General features: G+C 75.6%; 10 protein-coding genes. 5 read left to right on the top strand and 5 right to left on the bottom strand.

Annotated features, from left to right (window positions below):
• Positions 1-519: 519 nt before the first annotated feature.
• Positions 520-1068 (bottom strand): MarR family transcriptional regulator, encoded by a 549-nt coding sequence (locus tag ABZ261_RS01745; RefSeq protein ID WP_356854590.1) that lies wholly within the window; start codon positions 1066-1068, stop codon positions 520-522.
• A gap of 134 nt (positions 1069-1202) precedes the next feature.
• On the opposite strand from ABZ261_RS01745, the gene ABZ261_RS01750 reads away from it, so the two are divergent.
• A complete protein-coding gene (locus ABZ261_RS01750) occupies positions 1203-2462 on the top strand; it encodes an MFS transporter (RefSeq protein ID WP_356854938.1) in 1260 nt (419 codons plus the stop codon).
• Here ABZ261_RS01750 and ABZ261_RS01755 read toward each other — a convergent pair.
• Positions 2459-4117: a SpoIIE family protein phosphatase gene (locus ABZ261_RS01755; protein ID WP_356854939.1), complete on the bottom strand. Its 1659-nt coding sequence runs from the start codon at positions 4115-4117 to the stop codon at positions 2459-2461. The genes ABZ261_RS01750 and ABZ261_RS01755 overlap by 4 nt on opposite strands.
• A gap of 147 nt (positions 4118-4264) precedes the next feature.
• The gene (locus tag ABZ261_RS01760) at positions 4265-5641 is read right to left on the bottom strand and encodes an NAD(P)/FAD-dependent oxidoreductase (RefSeq protein ID WP_356854591.1); all 1377 of its coding nucleotides are present in this window, start codon (positions 5639-5641) and stop codon (positions 4265-4267) included.
• Positions 5642-6020: 379 nt separating this feature from the next.
• Here ABZ261_RS01760 and ABZ261_RS01765 point away from each other — a divergent pair, with 379 nt between their 5' ends.
• Positions 6021-6893 (top strand): helix-turn-helix domain-containing protein, encoded by an 873-nt coding sequence (locus ABZ261_RS01765; protein ID WP_356854592.1) that lies wholly within the window; start codon positions 6021-6023, stop codon positions 6891-6893.
• Positions 6894-7594: 701 nt separating this feature from the next.
• Entirely contained in the window at positions 7595-7795 is a 201-nt protein-coding gene (locus ABZ261_RS01770; RefSeq protein ID WP_356854593.1) for an NPCBM/NEW2 domain-containing protein, read from the top strand.
• A 116-nt stretch (positions 7796-7911) separates the two neighbouring features.
• Here ABZ261_RS01770 and ABZ261_RS01775 read toward each other — a convergent pair whose 3' ends face one another.
• Both ABZ261_RS01775 and ABZ261_RS01780 read right to left on the bottom strand, forming a co-directional pair.
• Complete coding sequence (locus ABZ261_RS01775; protein ID WP_356854594.1) at positions 7912-11187, bottom strand: BTAD domain-containing putative transcriptional regulator; 3276 nt, start codon at positions 11185-11187, stop codon at positions 7912-7914.
• 468 nt (positions 11188-11655) lie between these two features.
• Positions 11656-13731, bottom strand: coding sequence for an asparagine synthase-related protein (locus ABZ261_RS01780; protein ID WP_356854595.1), 2076 nt, complete (start codon positions 13729-13731; stop codon positions 11656-11658).
• A 724-nt stretch (positions 13732-14455) separates the two neighbouring features.
• Here ABZ261_RS01780 and ABZ261_RS01785 point away from each other — a divergent pair.
• Both ABZ261_RS01785 and lhgO read left to right on the top strand, forming a co-directional pair.
• Positions 14456-15880: an MFS transporter gene (locus ABZ261_RS01785; protein WP_356854596.1), complete on the top strand. Its 1425-nt coding sequence runs from the start codon at positions 14456-14458 to the stop codon at positions 15878-15880.
• 179 nt (positions 15881-16059) lie between these two features.
• Positions 16060-17277: an L-2-hydroxyglutarate oxidase gene (gene lhgO, locus ABZ261_RS01790; protein ID WP_356854597.1), complete on the top strand. Its 1218-nt coding sequence runs from the start codon at positions 16060-16062 to the stop codon at positions 17275-17277.
• Positions 17278-17431 lie beyond the last annotated feature (154 nt).

Raw genomic sequence — 17431 nt, forward strand, 5'->3', positions numbered from 1 at the left:
GGAGACGGGGTATCAACATATCTGGCGTTGATTTTTGGCACGCTGTTGAGTTCTCAAGGAACGGTCGCTTCCTTCGTACTCACCCTCTCGGGCTTTCCTCCGGGCGCTTCCCTTCGGTGTCTCCGACTCTATCAGATCTTTCCGATCCGATTTCCTCGGTGCTTTCCAGGTTCCCGCTTCCGCGTTTCCCTTTCCGGCGGTTCTGACTCTATCAGATCCTTTCGGCGTCTGACTCCCAGTCAGGGGGGCTTGTCTTCCCGACCCTTGGGCCGTTCCGACGTCTCAAACCTTAGCCGATCCGCCCGGCGATTCCCAAACGGGCCGCCGAGTCCCTATTCGAATTGAATTCGGGCGCGCCGAAATCAACCCCGTCGGGAGATCGTGCATGTGGTTGAGGGTGCCGCTCGAGGCGGCGGAGGTGCTGTCGGGAACCGTCACGGCTCCGCGGCAACCCGAAGAACCTTACGGATCGGGCAGGGGAGTGTCAACAGCCCCCTGTCAAGATCTTTTGGAGCGGCCTCAGTCCAGGTCGCTGAGCCGGCCGCCGGCGTCCGGCTGCGCGTGCTCCACCCTGCGCAGGAGCCGGGTGAGCACCTCTCCCAGCGCCGTCCGCTCCATCGGCGTCAGGTCCTGGAGCAGGTCCTCCTCGAAGACGGTGGCCAGGCGCATCGCCTCCAGCCACTTCTCACGGCCCTCGGGAGTCAGCTCGACGATCACCCGTACGCGGTTGGACTCGTCACGCTCCCGGGTGACCAGCCCCTCGGCCACCATGCGGTCGATCCGGTGGGTCATCGCGGCCGGTGTGAGGCCGAGCCGCTTGGCGAGTTCGCCGGGGCCCATGCGGTAGGGGGCGCCGGAGAGCACCAGTGCCTTCAGGACCTCCCACTCGGCGTTGCTGATGCCGAGGGCGGCGGTCTGGCGGCCGTACGCGACGTTCATCCGGCGGTTCAGCCGGGACAGCGCCGACACGATCTTCTCGACCTGCGGGTCGAGGTCCTGGAACTCGCGCTGATACGCGGCGATCTGTTCTTCGAGCGTCGGCTCTGTGACGCCGGGGGTCTCGGCCATGGGCGCAGTATCGCACGCGGCCCCTTTGCATTGAAGTCCTTCAGTATGTACTCTTTAGCTTCTAACTTTAGCTTCGAAGTCTTCAGATCTAACTAGTGAGAGAGGTGAACGTGACCAGGGCGATGGGCGCGGCGATGCGCCGGATCCACGCGGGCAACGCACTCAGCGCGTTCGGGCTCGGCTTCACCGTCCCCTACCTGTACGTCTACGTGGCGCAGGTGCGGGGGCTCGGAGCCATGACGGCGGGACTCGTGCTCGCCGTCTTCGCCGTGGCCGCGCTGATCGTGCTGCCGCTCGCCGGCCGGGCGATCGTGCGGCGCGGCCCGCTGCCGGTCCTGCTCGCCGCCCTGGTGACCGCCGCTCTGGGCGCGCTGAGCCTCGGGCTCGCGGGCGCCGCCGCCACCGTGCTGCTGTCCGCCGCCGCGCTCGGCGCCGGGCAGGCCGTGATGCAGCCGGCGCTGGCGACGATGATCGTGGACTGCTCGACGGCGGACACCCGCTCACGGGCCTTCGCGGTGCAGTTCTTCCTGCAGAACCTCGGGCTCGGCGTCGGCGGTCTCATCGGCGGTCACCTCGTCGACGCCGCGCGCGCGTCCTCGTTCACGCTGCTGTTCGCGATCGAGGCGGCGGTGTTCGGGCTGCTGGTCGGGGTGATGGCGACCGTGCGGACGCCGCACTCGCCGCGGATCGAGGACGCGCCCGCGCGGAAGGCGAAGGGCGGCTGGAAGCAGCTGCTCGGCAACCGGGCGATGGTGCAGCTGTGCGTGCTGGGCTTCGTCCTGTTCTTCGCCTGCTACGGGCAGTTCGAGTCGGGCCTGAGCGCGTACGGCGTGGAGGCCGCCGGAATGTCCACCTCGGCGCTGGGGACGGCCCTGGCCGCGAACACGCTGATGATCGTGGTGGCCCAGTTCGCCGTGCTGAGGTTCGTCGAGCGGCGGCGCCGGTCCCGGGTCATCGCCGCCGTCGGACTCGTCTGGGCCGTGGCCTGGCTCGCCGCCGGGTACGCGGGGCTGGGCCACGGCGGCCGGGAGATGGCCACGGCCGCCTTCGTGTCCACGTACGCGCTGTTCGGGCTGGGCGAGGCCATGCTGTCCCCGACGGTCGCCCCGCTGGTCGCCGATCTCGCGCCGGAGGGCATGGCCGGGCAGTACAACTCGGCGTTCGCGCTGGTCAAGCAGCTGGCGCTGGCGGTCGGCCCGGCGGTGGGGGGACCCCTGGGCGCCTCGCTGCACGCGCCCTACATCATGACCTTCCTGCTGTTCTCGCTGGGGATCACCTTCCTGGCGCTGCGGATGGGCCGCGGCCTCACCCTGGCGCAGGACCACCCGTGGATGGCCGCCAGGTCTCGCGTGGTGGCCCGGGGCGGGTCGCCCGCGGAGTCCGTGAGCGCCTAGGAGGCCCTGTCGTCCGGCAGGGCGAACTCGCACCACACCGACTTGCCGCCGCCGGGCGTTCTGCGGCATCCCCAGTTCGAGGAGATCGTCGCCACGATGGCGATGCCGCGGCCCGACTCGTCGCCGGGGCCGGCGCGGCGGCGCAGCGGCAGGTGGTCGTCGCCGTCGGTGACCTCGACGATGAGGCGGCGGTCGGTGCGCCGCAGCCGCAGCCGCATGGGCGGGGTGCCGTGCTGGAGGCTGTTCGCAACGAGCTCGCTGGTCGCGAGGACGCCGAGGTCCTGCAGCTCGGCCGGGAAGCGCCAGCTGGTGAGGACACCGGAGGCGAAGGCACGCGCGCGGGGCGCCGCCTCGACGCCGCCGAGGAGTTCCAGCGCCGCGTTGCGGAAGAGGTCCCCGTCGGGGCCGGTGCGCGCGGGGTGCTGGAGGACGAGGACGGCCACGTCGTCGTCGTGGTCGGCGGTGACGCCGGCCGAGCGGACCAGGCGGTCGCAGACCACCTGGGGTGTGCCGGTCGCGCCGGCGAGGGCGTCCGCGAGCGCGGCGATGCCCTCGTCCAGGTCCTTGTCGCGGCGCTCGACCAGCCCGTCGGTGTACAGCACGGCCGTGGAGCCGGGGCCGAGGGCGATGGATCCGGAGGAGTGCATCCAGCCGCCGGTGCCGAGCGGCGGGCCGGTGGGCTCGTCGGCGCGGGAGACGCTGCCGGTCTCGTCGCGGACCAGGATCGGCAGATGGCCCGCCGACGCGTACACCAGACGGCCCTCGTCGGGGTCGTGGACGGCGTAGACGCAGGTGGCGATCTGGTTGGCGTCGATCTCGGCGGCGAGGCCGTCGAGGAGCTGGAGCACCTCGTGCGGGGGCAGGTCGAGGCGGGCGTAGGCGCGGACGGCCGTGCGGAGCTGGCCCATGACGGCGGCGGCGCGCACCCCCCGGCCCATGACGTCGCCGATGACCAGGGCGGTGCGGCCGCCGCCGAGGGTGATCACGTCGTACCAGTCGCCGCCGACCGCGGCCTCGGTGCCGCCGGGCTGGTAGGTGGCGGCGATGCGCAGGTCGTCGGGCTGCTCCAGTTCCTGCGGGAGCAGGGAGCGCTGGAGCGTGACGGCGGTCTCCCGCTGGCGGCGCTCGCTGGCGCGCAGGCGTTCGGCGGCCTCGGCGTGGTCGGTGACGTCCGTGGCGAAGACCAGCACGCCCGCGCCGCGGTCGGCGTCCTCGGCGACGGGCGTGCAGGTGAAGGTGTACGAGCGGCCGTCGACGGCCTTGCGGGACTTCAGCGTGCGGGGTCTGCCGCTGCGCAGCACCTGGTCGAGCAGCGGGAGGAGCCCCAGTGCGGCGAGTTCCGGCAGGGCCTCGCGGGCGGGTGCGCCGGCGGGGCGGTCGCCGAAGGCGGCGGTGTAGGCGCCGTTGAGGTAGGCGATGCGGTGCTCCGGGCCGTGCACGAGGGCGACCAGGGCCGGCACGCGGTCGAGGACGTCCCGCACGGGCAGTTCGTCGACGGCGGACGGCGGGTGTGCGCCGCCGGCGAGCCGCCGTTCGGCGCGGGCCGCGGGCACGGAGCCTTCCCCCCGCCGGTCCGGGGGGACCGGGGTGTCGGTCCGCGCGGCGGCGCGGCGCTGCGTTCCGGGGAGCCGGGCGCTCCAGCGCGTGAAGTTCACTGTGGGCAAGGCCTCGTGGGTGCTAGGGCGGGTGGCCCGTCCGACGTCGCAGGCGGTCCGGCGTCGTAGGGCAGTCTGGCAGGGAGCGGGCCGCGGCGAGCGACAACCGTCAGACGCCTGGGCGATCCGGGGAGTTCCTCGGTCCGGTCAGGTCGACCCCTTCGGGTCGTCGGTGGGACTGTGCGGCGGTTTTCGACCGGCCGCCAGTTCGAACTCCGCCCGCGGGTGTTCGAGCGAACCGAGCGAGACGATCTCCCGTTCGAACAGTCCGGCGAGGATCCATTCGGCGAGCACCCGGGCCTTGCGGTTGACGGTGGGAACCCGGCTGAGGTGGTACGCGCGGTGCATGAACCAGGCAGGGTAGCCCTTCAGCCGGCGCCCGTAGACCTGGGCGACGCCCTTGTGCAGGCCGAGGGAGGCGACCGAGCCGGCGTACCGGTGCGCGTACGTCTGCAGGGGCTCGCCGCGCAGGGAGCGGACGATGTTGTCGCCGAGGAGCTTCGCCTGGCGGACCGCGTGCTGGGCGTTGGGGGCGGTCTCGGCGCCGGGCTCGGCGGCCGTGACGTCGGGCACGGCGGCGGCGTCGCCCGCGGCCCAGGCGTGCTCCGTGCCGTCGATCCTGAGCTGGGCCGTGCAGCGGAGCCGGCCGCGGGCGGTGCGCGGCAGGTCGGTGGCGTCGAGCAGCGGGTGCGGTCTGACACCCGCGGTCCACACGACCGTGCGGGTCGGGAAGCGCTGGCCGTCGCTGAGGACGGCGACGCGGTCGGCGCAGGACTCCAGGCGGGTGCCGAGGAGCACCTGGATGTTGCGGCGGCGCAGCTGGGTGACGGTGTAGCGGCCCAGCTCGGCGCCGACCTCCGGCAGGATGCGGTCGGAGGCCTCCACGAGGATCCACCTCATGTCCTCGGGGCGGATGTTGCGGTAGTAGCGCGCGGCGTAGCGGGCCATGTCCTCCAGCTCGCCGAGCGCCTCGACGCCCGCGTAGCCGCCGCCGACGAAGACGAAGGTGAGGGCGGCGTCGCGGATCGCCAGGTCGCGGGTGGAGGAGGCGATGTCCATCTGTTCGATGACGTGGTTGCGCAGGCCGATGGCCTCCTCCACGGTCCTGAAGCCGATTCCGTGATCGGCGAGGCCGGGGACGGGCAGGGTGCGGGAGACCGAGCCGGGGGCGAGCACGAGCTCGTCGTAGCCGAGGAGGTCGGGCGCCGCGCCCCGTTCGGCGGTGGCGAGCGTGCTGACGGCGGCGGTGCGGGCGGCGTGGTCGACGGCAGTGACCTCGCCGATGACGACGTGGCACCGGTCCAGGACGCGGCGCAGCGGTACGACGACGTGGCGCGGGGAGATCGAGCCGGCCGCGGCCTCGGGAAGGAACGGCTGGTACGTCATGTAGGGGTCGGGGGTGACGACCGTGATCTCGGCCTCGCCCCGCCGGAGCTCGGCCCTCAGTCTCCGCTGGAGGCGCAGGGCCGTGTACATCCCGACGTAGCCGCCGCCGACAACCAGAATGCGCGCACGTTCCTTCACCCTCCCATGACGCACCCGGCGCTGTTGTTTGTCCACAGCCCCGGCAATTCGTGTGACCGGCGACCGGGTGTGCGCAAGGCCGGTCGCGGTGTCCGCGCGGGACGAAACGGGGCAGGTCAGCGGGGGCGGACGACGGGGCACGAAGGTAAGGATTCGGGGCGTACGCGCCGCGTACTCCGATCGGGGGGCGCACGGTGCGGAACCTGCCCCTTCTGAATTGACTTCCTCTCAACTATGTTCGTGTGTCGACGGGGTGTAGGGAATGTGGTCGAACGGGTTCGCAACGGGCGGGTCCGATCGGGACCGATGCCGCTTTCGCGCACTTCGCATCCAGTGGCGGGGAGTCTCCGGGGGGAGACGTCATTACCGGGGGAATCACATGACTGTTCAGGGCACGCACTGGTCGTCCGCAGCCTCCGTCGCGCCCGGTGGCGCGGCGGTGAACGCGGCGACGGGCTCGGCGGGGAGCGCGACGACGAGCGCGGCGGCGGGCAACGGGCGCGCGGACGGGGCGCGTACGACGCCGCTGCGGGTGGACGCACAGCGCAATCTGGAGCACGTGTTGCGTGCGGCGCGTGAGGTGTTCGGCGAGCTGGGGTACGGCGCGCCGATGGAGGACGTGGCGCGGCGCGCGCGGGTCGGGGTCGGCACGGTGTACCGGCGCTTCCCCAGCAAGGACGTGCTGGTCCGGCGGATCGCCGAGGAGGAGACGGCGCGGCTGACCGAGCAGGCGCGGGCCGCGCTCGGACAGGAGGACGAGCCGTGGTCGGCGCTGTCGCGCTTCCTGCGGACGTCCGTGGCGTCGGGGGCGGGGCGGTTGCTGCCGCCGCAGGTCCTGCGGGTCGGCTCCGCCGGGTCGGGCGAGTCCGGGGCGGGTGCCGGTGCCGGCGGCCCGGTCCGGTCCGTTGCGGCGGTGGGGGCGGTCGATCCGGTGGAGCCGGTCGGGTCGGTCGAGGGGGCTCGGTTGCCTCAGCAGCGGGTGCAGCCGGGCGGTGGCGAGCTGCGGCTCGTCGCGGAGGAGCCGGCGCCCGTCGCCGATGACGCCGGGGCCGGCGCGCTGCTCGAGGTGGTCGGGCAGTTGGTGGAGCGGGCGCGGGCGGCGGGGGAGCTGCGGACGGACGTGTCCGTGGCCGACGTGCTGCTGGTGATCGCCACGGCGGCGCCGGCGTTGCCGGATGCGGCGCAGCAGGAGGCGGCGTCCGCGCGGTTGCTGGACATCCTGCTGAACGGGCTCCGGTCCCGGCCCGCGTAGGTCGGCAGCGGGGGTTCGTCTCCGACGGGGTGTCGGCTCGGGCGGGGTGTCGGCTCGGGCGGGGGCTCGTCTCCGACGAGGTGTCGGCTCGGGCGGGGGGTCGGCTCGGGCGGGGTCGCCGCCCACCTGCCCGTGTGCGGCTTCCGCGGGGTGCGGGTGGGCTCCGGCCCGGTGGCGGATCGCTCCGGTGGCACGGGCGGCTCGGGGGAGGCGTCGCCGTCGCCGGGTGCGTTCGGGCGGGGCGCGCCGTTCCCCGCGCCCCTCGGGAGAGTTGCCCGCGCCGTCTATCCGAGCGGTGCCCGGGGTACGGGCTGCCTCACGGCACGTACGAGGTGGCCGGCGCACCGTTCCCCGCGCCGCTCGGGGGAGTTGCGCGCGCCGCGACATCGGACGGTGCTCGGACGGATGGGGCGGGGCGCGCGGTGACGACGGGGACGCGGAGACCCGTGGACCGACCTCGCCGCAGGTGCCGGCCCGGCGCGGAGGCAGTGAGCCGCCGCCGGGGAGGCTGCCTCCGGCGGACGGTGAGCTGATCGGGCGGATCGGCGCCGGGGACGGCACCGCCTACGAGGAGCTGTACCGGCGGCACGCCGATGCGGTGCGCCACCAGTTCGGCGACCTGCGCCACGACGTCGATGGCGACGGCGCCCGGCCGGAGGTGTCCCTGGGCGGCAGCGGCCTGGGTGCGGCGGCGGCACGGCATGTCGATCGGCGGCAGGCGCTGCGCGGGCGGGGTGACCGTGCACGCCGGGCCCTCCCTCACCGTCGCCCTGCACCGGCGGTGCACCGCCTGCGAGGCACGAGCAGGGGTGGACGACCTGGCCCTTGGCCTCGCGGCGTCTCCTTCTCCGTCCACGCCGACGGGGTCCGGCAGCGGCGGTCCGCCCGGTCGGCGGAGATGACCAGGCCCTCCCCGGCCACGTGGACCTGACCGGCCGCAGCTCCGCGCTGCTCGTGGCGCAGCCGCACGGCGACCCCTCCGGCCGGGCGGCGCCCGCGGACCGGGCGGAGTCCCGGTTCACCCGCCGGTAGGCGTGTCCTGCCGGGCCTCGCCGGCCGCCGCGCGGGCCCCCAGCTCCCGCAGGACGTCCGCCGTGCCGAGAGAGGCGCCCCGGGCGCGCTCGGCCGCGTAGCGGTCGGCCGGGAGGGCGGCGCGGGCGCGGGCCAGCACCCGGTCGGCCTCGCTGCGCTCCGGCTCGGGACGCGGGCGGCCCTCGCGCCAGCGGTCCGCGGCCGTGTACAGCCGGAGCGCGCCCGGCAGGTCGCCGAGCCGGCCCAGCAGTCCGGCCGCGACGTCCGCCAGCCCCGCCATGATCACCTCGGCGCACTCCTGCTCCACCACCTGCCGCAGGGCGGCCGCGAGGATCGGCAGGCCGTGCGCCGGACCGGACTCGTCGGCCACGAGCAGCGCCTCGACCACCCGCTGGGCCGCCACGAACTGCGGGGGCGGGGTGCCGTGGTGCAGCACCGCGCGCATCTCCCCGTACAGTTCGCGGGCGCGGGCCGTCTCCCCGTCCTGCAGCGCCATCTGGGCGCGCAGCAGCAGCACGAAGGCGTGCGACTCCGGCACCGTGTACCGGTCGGCCGCCGTCGCCGCCTCGTCCAGGGCGGCCAGCGCGGCCTCGCGGTCGCCGGTGCGGATGGAGATCTCGGCGAGCCGGGCGATCAGGAACGGCGACTCGGCGTACGCGCCGACCTCGTAGGACAGGCGCAGCGCCTCCCGGTACTCGCCGCGCGCCTCCTCGAACCGGCCCCGCGCCATGGCCGCCTCGCCGGCCGCGCTGCACACCTGCGCCCGCACCCAGCGGTCGCCGACGCGCCGTGTCAGGGTCCGCAGCTCGGCGAGGTCCTCGTCCACGCCCTCCAGGTGGCCCGGCGAGTCGACGGTCACGTGGGCGCGGTACATGAGGGCGACCGCGACCTCCCAGTCGCCGCCGTAGCGGCGGCAGTTGTCGACGGTCGACGTCAGGTCCGGGCGGACGTCGACCGGGCCGCCCAGGTAGTAGACGGTCAGCGGCCAGACGACGCCGGGGAGGCGGGCGGCCTGTGGACCGCCCCGCTCGTAGGCGGCCCGCAACCGCGCGAGGTACTCCTGGGCGCGCTTGCCGTCCGCGAGGCTCCGCATGCCCGACTCGGAGCTCAGGAACAGGTCGAGCATGTGCAGGTCCGTGCGCAGCTCGTGCAGCGGGTGACCGCGCTCGCCGTCGGGGGCGGCGAGGAAGGCGCTCACCGGGTCGGCCGACTCCGTCAGCGCCGCCAGCTCGCCGGCCGGTGCGTCCGCGGGCAGGGCGTCCAGGGCGGCGCCCAGGCGGAGCACCCGCCGTACCCAGGTCACCGCCTCCTGGCGGTGGTTGCGCAGCCACCAGAACCAGCTGACGGCCAGGACGACGGCGCCCGCCTCCGCCTCGTCGCCCGCGCGCACCGCCCGGTCCAGGGCCGCGCGGATGTTGTCCATCTCGGTCTCCAGGCGGGGGAACCAGGACAGCTGGGCCGCGGACCGCACCTGCGGTTCGGCCTCCTCCACCAGCGCGCGCACCCACGCGCGGTGGCGCCGCTCGGCCGCCGCGCGCAGGCCGGGGACCTCGTCCGCGCGCTCGGCGGCGTACTCGTGGATCGTCTCCAGCATGCGGTAGCGCATGCCGCCGCCGGGGCCGTGCGGGGCGGCGACCACGAGGGACTTGTCGACCAGGGCGCCGACCAGCTCCGCCGCGGGGCCGGTGCACACGGCCTCGGCCGCCGCGAGGTCCCAGCCGCCGGCGAACACCGACGCCTCGCGCAGGACCGTCCGCTCGCGCTCGTCGAGCAGCCCCCAGGACCAGTCGACGACCGCGCGCAGGGTCTGCTGTCGGGGCAGGGCGGTGCGGCTGCCGGAGGTGAGCAGGCGGAAGCGGTCGTCCAGGCGGTCGGCGATCTGCCGCGGGGTCAGCAGCCTGAGCCGGGCCGCGGCCAGCTCGATGGCGAGGGGCAGCCCGTCCAGGCGGCGGCAGATCTCCGCCACGGCCTCGGTGTCGCCGAGCACGGCGTCGGCGTCGGGGCGGACGGCCCGGGCGCGCTCGGCGAACAGGCGGTGCGCCTGCTCCGGGGCGAGGGGCTCCACCGGGCGCACCGACTCGCCGGGGACGCCCAGGGGTTCACGGCTGGTCGCGAGGATCGTGAGGCCGGGGCAGTGGGTGAGGAGGGTCTCGGCGAGGGCGGCCGCCGCGTCGACGACGTGCTCGCAGTTGTCGAGGATCAGAAGGTGGCTGCGCGGGGCGCAGTACTGGATCAGCAAGGTGGTGGGGTCGGCCTGCGGGGTCGCCGACTCGCTGGTCAGCAGCACGGTCTCGCGCAGGCCGAGGGCGCTGACCACCGCGTCCGGCACCGCCTCCGGCCGGTCGAGCGGGGCCAGCTCGACCAGCCAGGCCGAGGGGAACGCCGCGGCGGCCTCCTCGGCGAGACGGGTCTTCCCGGAGCCGCCCGGTCCGGTGAGGGTGACCAGGCGGGCCCTGTTCATCTCCGCGCGGATGGCCGTGAGTTCCGGTTCCCGTCCGACGAAGGACGTCAGACGGGGCCGGAGGTTGCCGGTCCGCTCGGGGGGCGGGGACTGCGGCGCCGGATGCTCCTGCTTCAGCAACGACTCGTGCAGGGCGCGCAGTTCCGGGCCGGGATCGGCGCCGAGGGCCTCGGCGAGGGTGCGGCGGGCGGACTCGTAGGCGGCGAGGGCGTCGGCTGTCCGGCCCGTGTCGCGCAGGGCGCGGATGAGGAGGACGTGCAGGGGTTCGTCGTAGGGGTGGGCCGCGGTCAGCTCCTGCAGCTCCGTCACGGTCTCCGGGGCGCGGCCCAGGGCGAGCGCGGCGGCGGCGCGGGCGCGGGTCGCCTCCAGCCGGAGCGCCTCCGGGCGGGTGGCGGCGGTGCGGTCGGGCAGGTCGGCCAGGGCCGGGCCGTGCCACAGGGCGAGGGCCTCGGTGAGGACGCGGTGGGCGGTGGCCGGGTCGCCGGCGGTGAGGGCCCGGGTGCCGGTGCGGGTGAGGCGCTCGAAGACGTGGAGGTCCACGTCGTCCTCGGTCGCTTCGAGGCGGTAGCCGCCCGGGGCGGAGGTGACGGCGTCCCTGCCGAGGGTGCGGCGCAGGCGGCCGACAAGGGCCTGGAGGGCGGCGGGAGCGTCCTGGGGCGGGTCGTCCGCCCAGACCTCGTCGATCAGGGTGCCGGGGGCGGCGGTGCGGCCGGGGCGCACGGCGAGGGCGGCGAGCAGCGCGCGCAGGCGCCGGCCGCCGAGGGGCAGGGGGGTGCCCTGGTCGTCTGCTGCCTGGGTCACGCCCAGGATCCTGTACCGCACGTCGCCATTGTCGCGGGGCGTGCGGGACCGGGGCACGGGGGTTTCGGCGGCGGCGGACGGCCGACGCGGCGGAAGCGTCCCGGGACCGCCCCTGCTCCGGCCCGCGCACGGCACGGCGAACGACGCCCGAGCCGCGTGGATGCACGCGCCCCCGCCCCGCGCCCGCGCCAGGCCGGTGTCCCGCGCCCGGCCTCACACCCGCGCCAGCGCCCGCGCCCGCCACACACCCGCGCCCGCGCCAAGCCGGTATCCCGCGCCCCGCCTCACACCCGCGCCCGCATTCGCGCCAAGCCGGTATCCCGCGCCCGCGCCAAGCCGGTATCCCGCGCCCGCGCCCGCGCCAAGCCGGTGTCCCGCGCCCGCGCCAAGCCGGTATCTCGCGTCCCGTCACACACCCGCGCCCCGCCGGCAGCGCGCGGCCCCCGCCTCCGCTGTCCGACGCGGGCGTCACGCGCCGGGGGTCAGCGCCCCCCGGCGCGGCTGGATGCCCGAAGGGACCGCGCGGGCGCGGGAGGGGGTGCCCGTCCAGCAGGTGCCCCGGCGGGACAGGAGGCGGCGCAGCCAGAGCTCCAGGGAGACGAGGTCGGCCAGGCCGTCCAGGGGGAGGGGTTCGCCGGCCGCGGCGGCGCGCAGGGCCTTGCGGACGACGCGTGCCTCCACCAGCCCGGCGTCGGCGAGCAGCGGGGTGGAGAAGAGGTCCACGAGGGAGTCGGCAGCGGCGCGGAGGCCCGCGCGGGCGGCCGCCGCCGAGGACGCGTGGGAGGGGGCGCCCCAGCCGGGCGGGAGGTCGGTGACGCCGGAGCCCGCCAGGACGGTGCGCAGGACGGCGGCCCGGGCGCCGGGCTGGACGCGCAGGGCTTCGGGCAGGTCGCGGCAGGCGCGGACGACCTGGTTGTCGAGGAACGGCGCGTGCAGCCGCTGGGAGCGGATCTCCGCGGCCTGTTCCAGGACGCGGAGGTCGGCGGCGTGCCGGGCGAGCGCCGCACGGGCCCGGTAGTCGCCGGGGCGCTGGGCGCCGGTGCCGGAGCGGACCGCCTCCGCCTGCAGCAGAACCGATACTTCAGCCAGTGCCTCGCCCGTCAGCCAGCGGGCGGCGGGACCGGGTCCGGCCCAGGTCAGCGCGGCGAGGGACGCGCCGACCGCCCCCTTGGGCTCGTCGAAGCGGCGCCGCATCAGCCGTTCGGCCAGTGTCTCCAGACCCGCGCGGTAGGGGGTGCGGGCGAGCCGCCGGGCCGCGCCGTACACGCGCGCGGGGACCAGCACGGAACCGTCGGCCCGGGCGAGCGCGGCGACCGGCCGGACGAGGTGGCGCCGCCGGCGGTCCATCAGCAGGTCGGCGAGGCGGGCGGGGTGGGCGTCGAGGACCTGCCGGGCGCCGTGGCCCGTGAAGTGGTCGGCGCTGCCGGCGGCCAGCCGCGCGCGGTGCCGGGCGGCCGTGACGAGGGAGGGCCCGGGTTCGTCGGTGAGGGGGCCGTCGAGGTCGGCGTACGGCAGGGTCTCCTCGCCGCCGGTGACCACGACGTGGTGCAGGCGCGGGTTGGCGGCGAGAGCGCCGGCGCGTTCCAGTTCGGCCTCGTGCCCGGCGACGGCCAGGTCGTTGAAGGTGACGGCGAGGAGGCGCTCGCCGGCGCCCGTGCCGTGGCCGAGGAGCGTGCCGGGTCTGCCGGGCAGCCCGGCGGCGAGCAGCGCGAGGGCGCCGGAGGCGGGCCCGCCGGACAGGTCGGCGCCGATGCCGGGCACCGGCATCCCGCGGGCGGCCCGCCGCTCGGCCGGGCCCATGCCGGGCACCGGGCCGGGGTCCAGGTCGGGCACGTGCCGGGGGGCGGACAGCCGCGTGCGGACCGCCTCCACGAGGGCGTCCCGTACGGCGTCCACGGCGCGGTCGGGGTCGGCGGGCGGTGCGGCGACGGCCAGGGAGGCGACCTGCTCGTACCCGGCGACCTCCCGCGCTCCGGCGCGCAGCACGAGGGCGTGCCCCGGCGGAATGCGCCGTACGCCCTCGTAGGGGGTCGTCTCGCGCAGCGCGGCCGGGACGTCCGGGGCGGCGAGCAGCGCGGCGAGGTGGGTGAAGTCGAGGTTGGCCTCGACGAGGTCGGCGAGGGGCAGGGCGGCGGTGGCGTAGGCGGTGCCGCCGGCCCAGGGCGTGTGGAACACCGGCCGGGCGCCCGCGAGATCGCCGCAGACGGTGATGCGGCGGCCGACCTGGACGACGGCCGTGTAGCTGCCGGGCCAGGTGGTCAGGTGGCGCAGCGCGCCCCCGCGCGCGGTGAACAGGCCGCGCCGCAGCTCGTCGTCGGAGGCGCCGCAGATGCCGAGGACGGCGATCCGGTTCTGCGGGTCGGCGTGGACCACGCGCACCTCGTCGGGACGCCAGTCGCCGACGGCCCACAGCGGATCCGGGTCGCCCCACAGGAGCTGGGAGCCGACCGGTTGCAGGGTCTCGCCGTCGTAGCCGGTGGCGCCGGCGGTGCCGGTCCGGGCGGCGCCCGCGGCGGTGCTGCTCCATCCCACCAACCACCGCATCGACGCCTCCACATGCCGTGGACAACCAGTGCCACCGTCCGAACCGACCCCATGCTGCCATGAAGAAAGCGCCGGGGAGGGGCGTCGGCGCCGCCTCGGGCCGGGGCGGGTGAGCGGCATGTGCCAGGGGAGTCGGCGAGCGGGCGGGGGGTGCGGCACGGGCCGGGCGCGGGTGGCATCGCAGGGGCACGGCGCGAATGCGCCCCCAATGCGCTCCCCCAAACCGCCCTTCGCGCCCTCAAGTTGCATGGTCGGAGCGGCAATCCGGTAGCGGAAAAAGGGATCGGCTTTCGGCCAAATATGCGGAGCGGCACCGAAGATGAGCACGCTCCGTACAGGCCCTGCGGAGCGCACGGCGGCCCGGGCACGCGCACGGTCCGGGAGGCGGGTATCGCCTCCCGGACCGGTCCGCCACCCGCGGGGATGAAGGCGGCGGTGTCCCCCAGCCCACTGGATCCAGTACAGCGGGCCGACCCACGCACGAGCCATGGAACCGCTCCCGAGGTGGCGGAGACAGAGCGCACGGACAGGCGCACGGCCACACGGCGGGGGCACGCCGCGACAGGCCGTGCACGGTGCGTACAGGACCGTCCTCCCCTGCGGACCACAATCCCGCCATCCGGAACAATGCCCCTTAACGCTTGGGATGCGGCGAACTACGCTGGGTTTACGAATGCCGCGGGGTTATGCCAGCGCGGCAGCCGTCTGTGTCGAGGGGTGGCGCATGTCCAGGGAGCAACGCGGGCCGAACGAAAAGCTCGGCACCGTTCTCGCCCTCGCGGGAATAAGCAACGCAGGACTCGCGCGGCGCGTCAACGACCTCGGCGCGCAGCGCGGGCTGACGCTTCGCTACGACAAGACGTCCGTGGCGCGCTGGGTGTCGAAGGGCATGGTGCCGCAGGGTGCGGCGCCGCACCTCATCGCGGCCGCCATCGGCCAGAAGCTCGGCCGGCCCGTGCCGCTGCACGAGATCGGCCTGGCGGACGCGGACCCCGCGCCCGAAGTGGGCCTCGCCTTCCCCCGGGACGTGGGACAGGCGGTGAAGTCGGCGACGGAGCTGTACCGCCTCGACCTCGCCGGGCGGCGGGCCGGCTCCGGCGGCATCTGGCAGTCCCTCGCCGGGTCGTTCGCAGTGAGCGCGTACGCAACGCCCGCGTCGCGCTGGCTGATAACCCCCGCCGACAGCTCGGTCGCGCGGGAGGCGGGCTCCGCCGAGGGGTCCGGCGCACCGATCAAAGTCGGCCACAGCGATGTGCAGAAGCTGCGGGAGGCCGCCGAGGACGCCCGGCGCTGGGACTCCAAGTACGGAGGCGGTGACTGGCGTTCCTCCATGGTGCCGGAGTGCCTGCGCGTGGAGGCGGCGCCGCTGCTGCTCGCCTCCTACTCCGACGAGGTCGGCCGTGCCCTGTTCGGGGCCACCGCCGAACTCACCCGGCTGGCCGGCTGGATGGCGTTCGACACCGGGCAGCAGGAGGCCGCGCAGCGGTACTACATCCAGGCGCTGCGCCTCGCGCGCGCGGCGGCCGACGTCCCGCTGGGGGGGTACGTCCTGGCCTCCATGTCGCTGCAGGCGACCTACCGGGGGTTCGGCGACGAGGGCGTCGACCTGGCGCAGGCCGCGCTGGAGCGGAACCGGGGGCTGGCGACCGCCCGCACCATGAGCTTCTTCCGGCTGGTCGAGGCGCGGGCCCACGCGCGCGCGGGGGACGCGCAGGCCGCGGGCGCGGCGCTGAAGGCGGCCGAGGGCTGGCTGGAGCGGTCCCGGGAGGGCGACAGCGACCCCTCGTGGCTGGGTTTCTACGGCTACGACCGGTTCGCCGCCGACGCCGCGGAGTGCTACCGCGATCTGAAGGCGCCGCGCCAGGTCCGCCGCTTCACCGAGCAGGCCCTGTCGAAACCGACGGAGGAGTTCGTGCGGTCGCACGGGCTGCGGCTGGTCGTCTCGGCGGTGGCCGAACTGGAGTCGGGGAACCTGGACGCGGCCTGCGAGCAGGGCGTGCGGGCCGTGGAGGTGGCCGGCCGGATCTCGTCCGCCCGCACCACCGAGTACGTGAAGGACCTGCTGAACCGGCTGGAGCCGTACGGGGACGAGCCGCGGGTGGTGGAGCTGCGGGAGCGGGCCCGGCCGCTCCTGATGGCGCCGGCGTAGCGGGCCTCGGCGTCCGCCGCGGCCGCCCTGCCTTCCGCGGGCGGTGGGCCCCCGCGGGCCGGGCGCCGGCACCGGGGGGGCACGCTGTCGGCCGCGGTCCCCCGCGCCGCCCGGCGGTGTCCGCGCCTCGCCGCGTTTGAGGCGGCTGTCAGTGGCGCAGTGCACTATCGAGGGCGGAGGTGGTGCGGGTGCGGGCCGGTGGGTACGACTGCGATGTGCTCGTCGTCGGCGGGGGGATCGTCGGGCTGTCGACGGCGTACGCCCTCACCCGGACCGCGCCCGGCACGCGGGTCACCGTCCTGGAGAAGGAGCCCGGGCCGGCCCGGCACCAGACGGGACGCAACAGCGGGGTCATCCACAGCGGCATCTACTACCGCCCCGGCTCCCTCAAGGCGCGGTACGCGGTGCGGGGCGCCACCGAGATGGTGAAGTTCTGCGCCGAGTACGGCATCGCGCACGCCGTCACCGGCAAGCTGATCGTCGCCACCGGGCGGGAGGAGCTGCCGCGGCTGCACGCGCTGGTGCAGCGGGGCCGGGAGAACGGCATCCCGGTGCGGGAGCTGGGGCCCGCGCAGATCACCGAGTACGAGCCCGAGGTGCGGGGCCTCGCCGCCATACACGTCGGCACGACGGGGGTGTGCGACTTCACCGGCGTCGCGCGGGAGCTGGCCCGGGCGTCGGGGGCGGAGCTCCGGTACGGCGCGCGGGCCGTCCGGGTGGACCGGCGGCCGGAACGCGGCGTGGCCGTGCTCACCGCCGGCGGGGACGTCGTGCGCGCGCGTGTGCTGGTGAACTGCGCCGGCCTGCACTGCGACGAGGTGGCGCGGCTCGCCGGGGACGAGCCCGGGGTGCGGATCGTGCCCTTCCGCGGGGAGTACTACGAGCTCGCCCGGCCGGAGCTGGTGCGGGGCCTGGTGTATCCGGTGCCCGACCCGGCGTTCCCGTTCCTCGGTGTGCATCTGACCCGCGGCGTCGACGGCAGCGTGCACGTCGGCCCCAACGCGGTGCCGGCGCTGGCCCGGGAGGGGTACGGCTGGGGGGTCGTACGGCCCCGGGAGCTGGCCGGCACGGTGGCGTGGCCGGGATCGTGGGCGATCGCCCGGCGGCACTGGCGGTACGGGGCGGGAGAACTGCGCCGCTCGCTGTCCAAGACCGCCTTCGTGGACGCCGTGCGCAGACTGCTGCCCGGGGTGGGGGCGGAGGACCTGGTGCGGGCCCCGGCCGGGGTGCGGGCGCAGGCGGTGCTGCGGGACGGCACGCTGGTGGACGACTTCCTGATCCGGGAGGGGCCGCGGACCGTGCATGTGCTCAACGCGCCCTCGCCCGCGGCCACCGCCTCGCTCCCCATCGGCCGGGAGATCGGGCGCCGGGCGCTGCGGATGCTGGGCTCGGCGTAGTGCCGCGCCGGGGGCCGCACCCGCCGCCGCCGCATCCGTGCGGCCCTAGGGGCTCCGCCCCGACCGTGGGCGGGAGGGCTCCGCCCCGGACCGCGGGCCGGGGGGCTCCGCCCGGGTACCGCGGCCGGGGGGACGCCGCACCGGGGGCGCTTAA

It is taken from the genome of Streptomyces sp. NPDC006193 (genome assembly GCF_040613915.1).
In the GTDB taxonomy this organism is placed as follows: domain Bacteria; phylum Actinomycetota; class Actinomycetes; order Streptomycetales; family Streptomycetaceae; genus Streptomyces.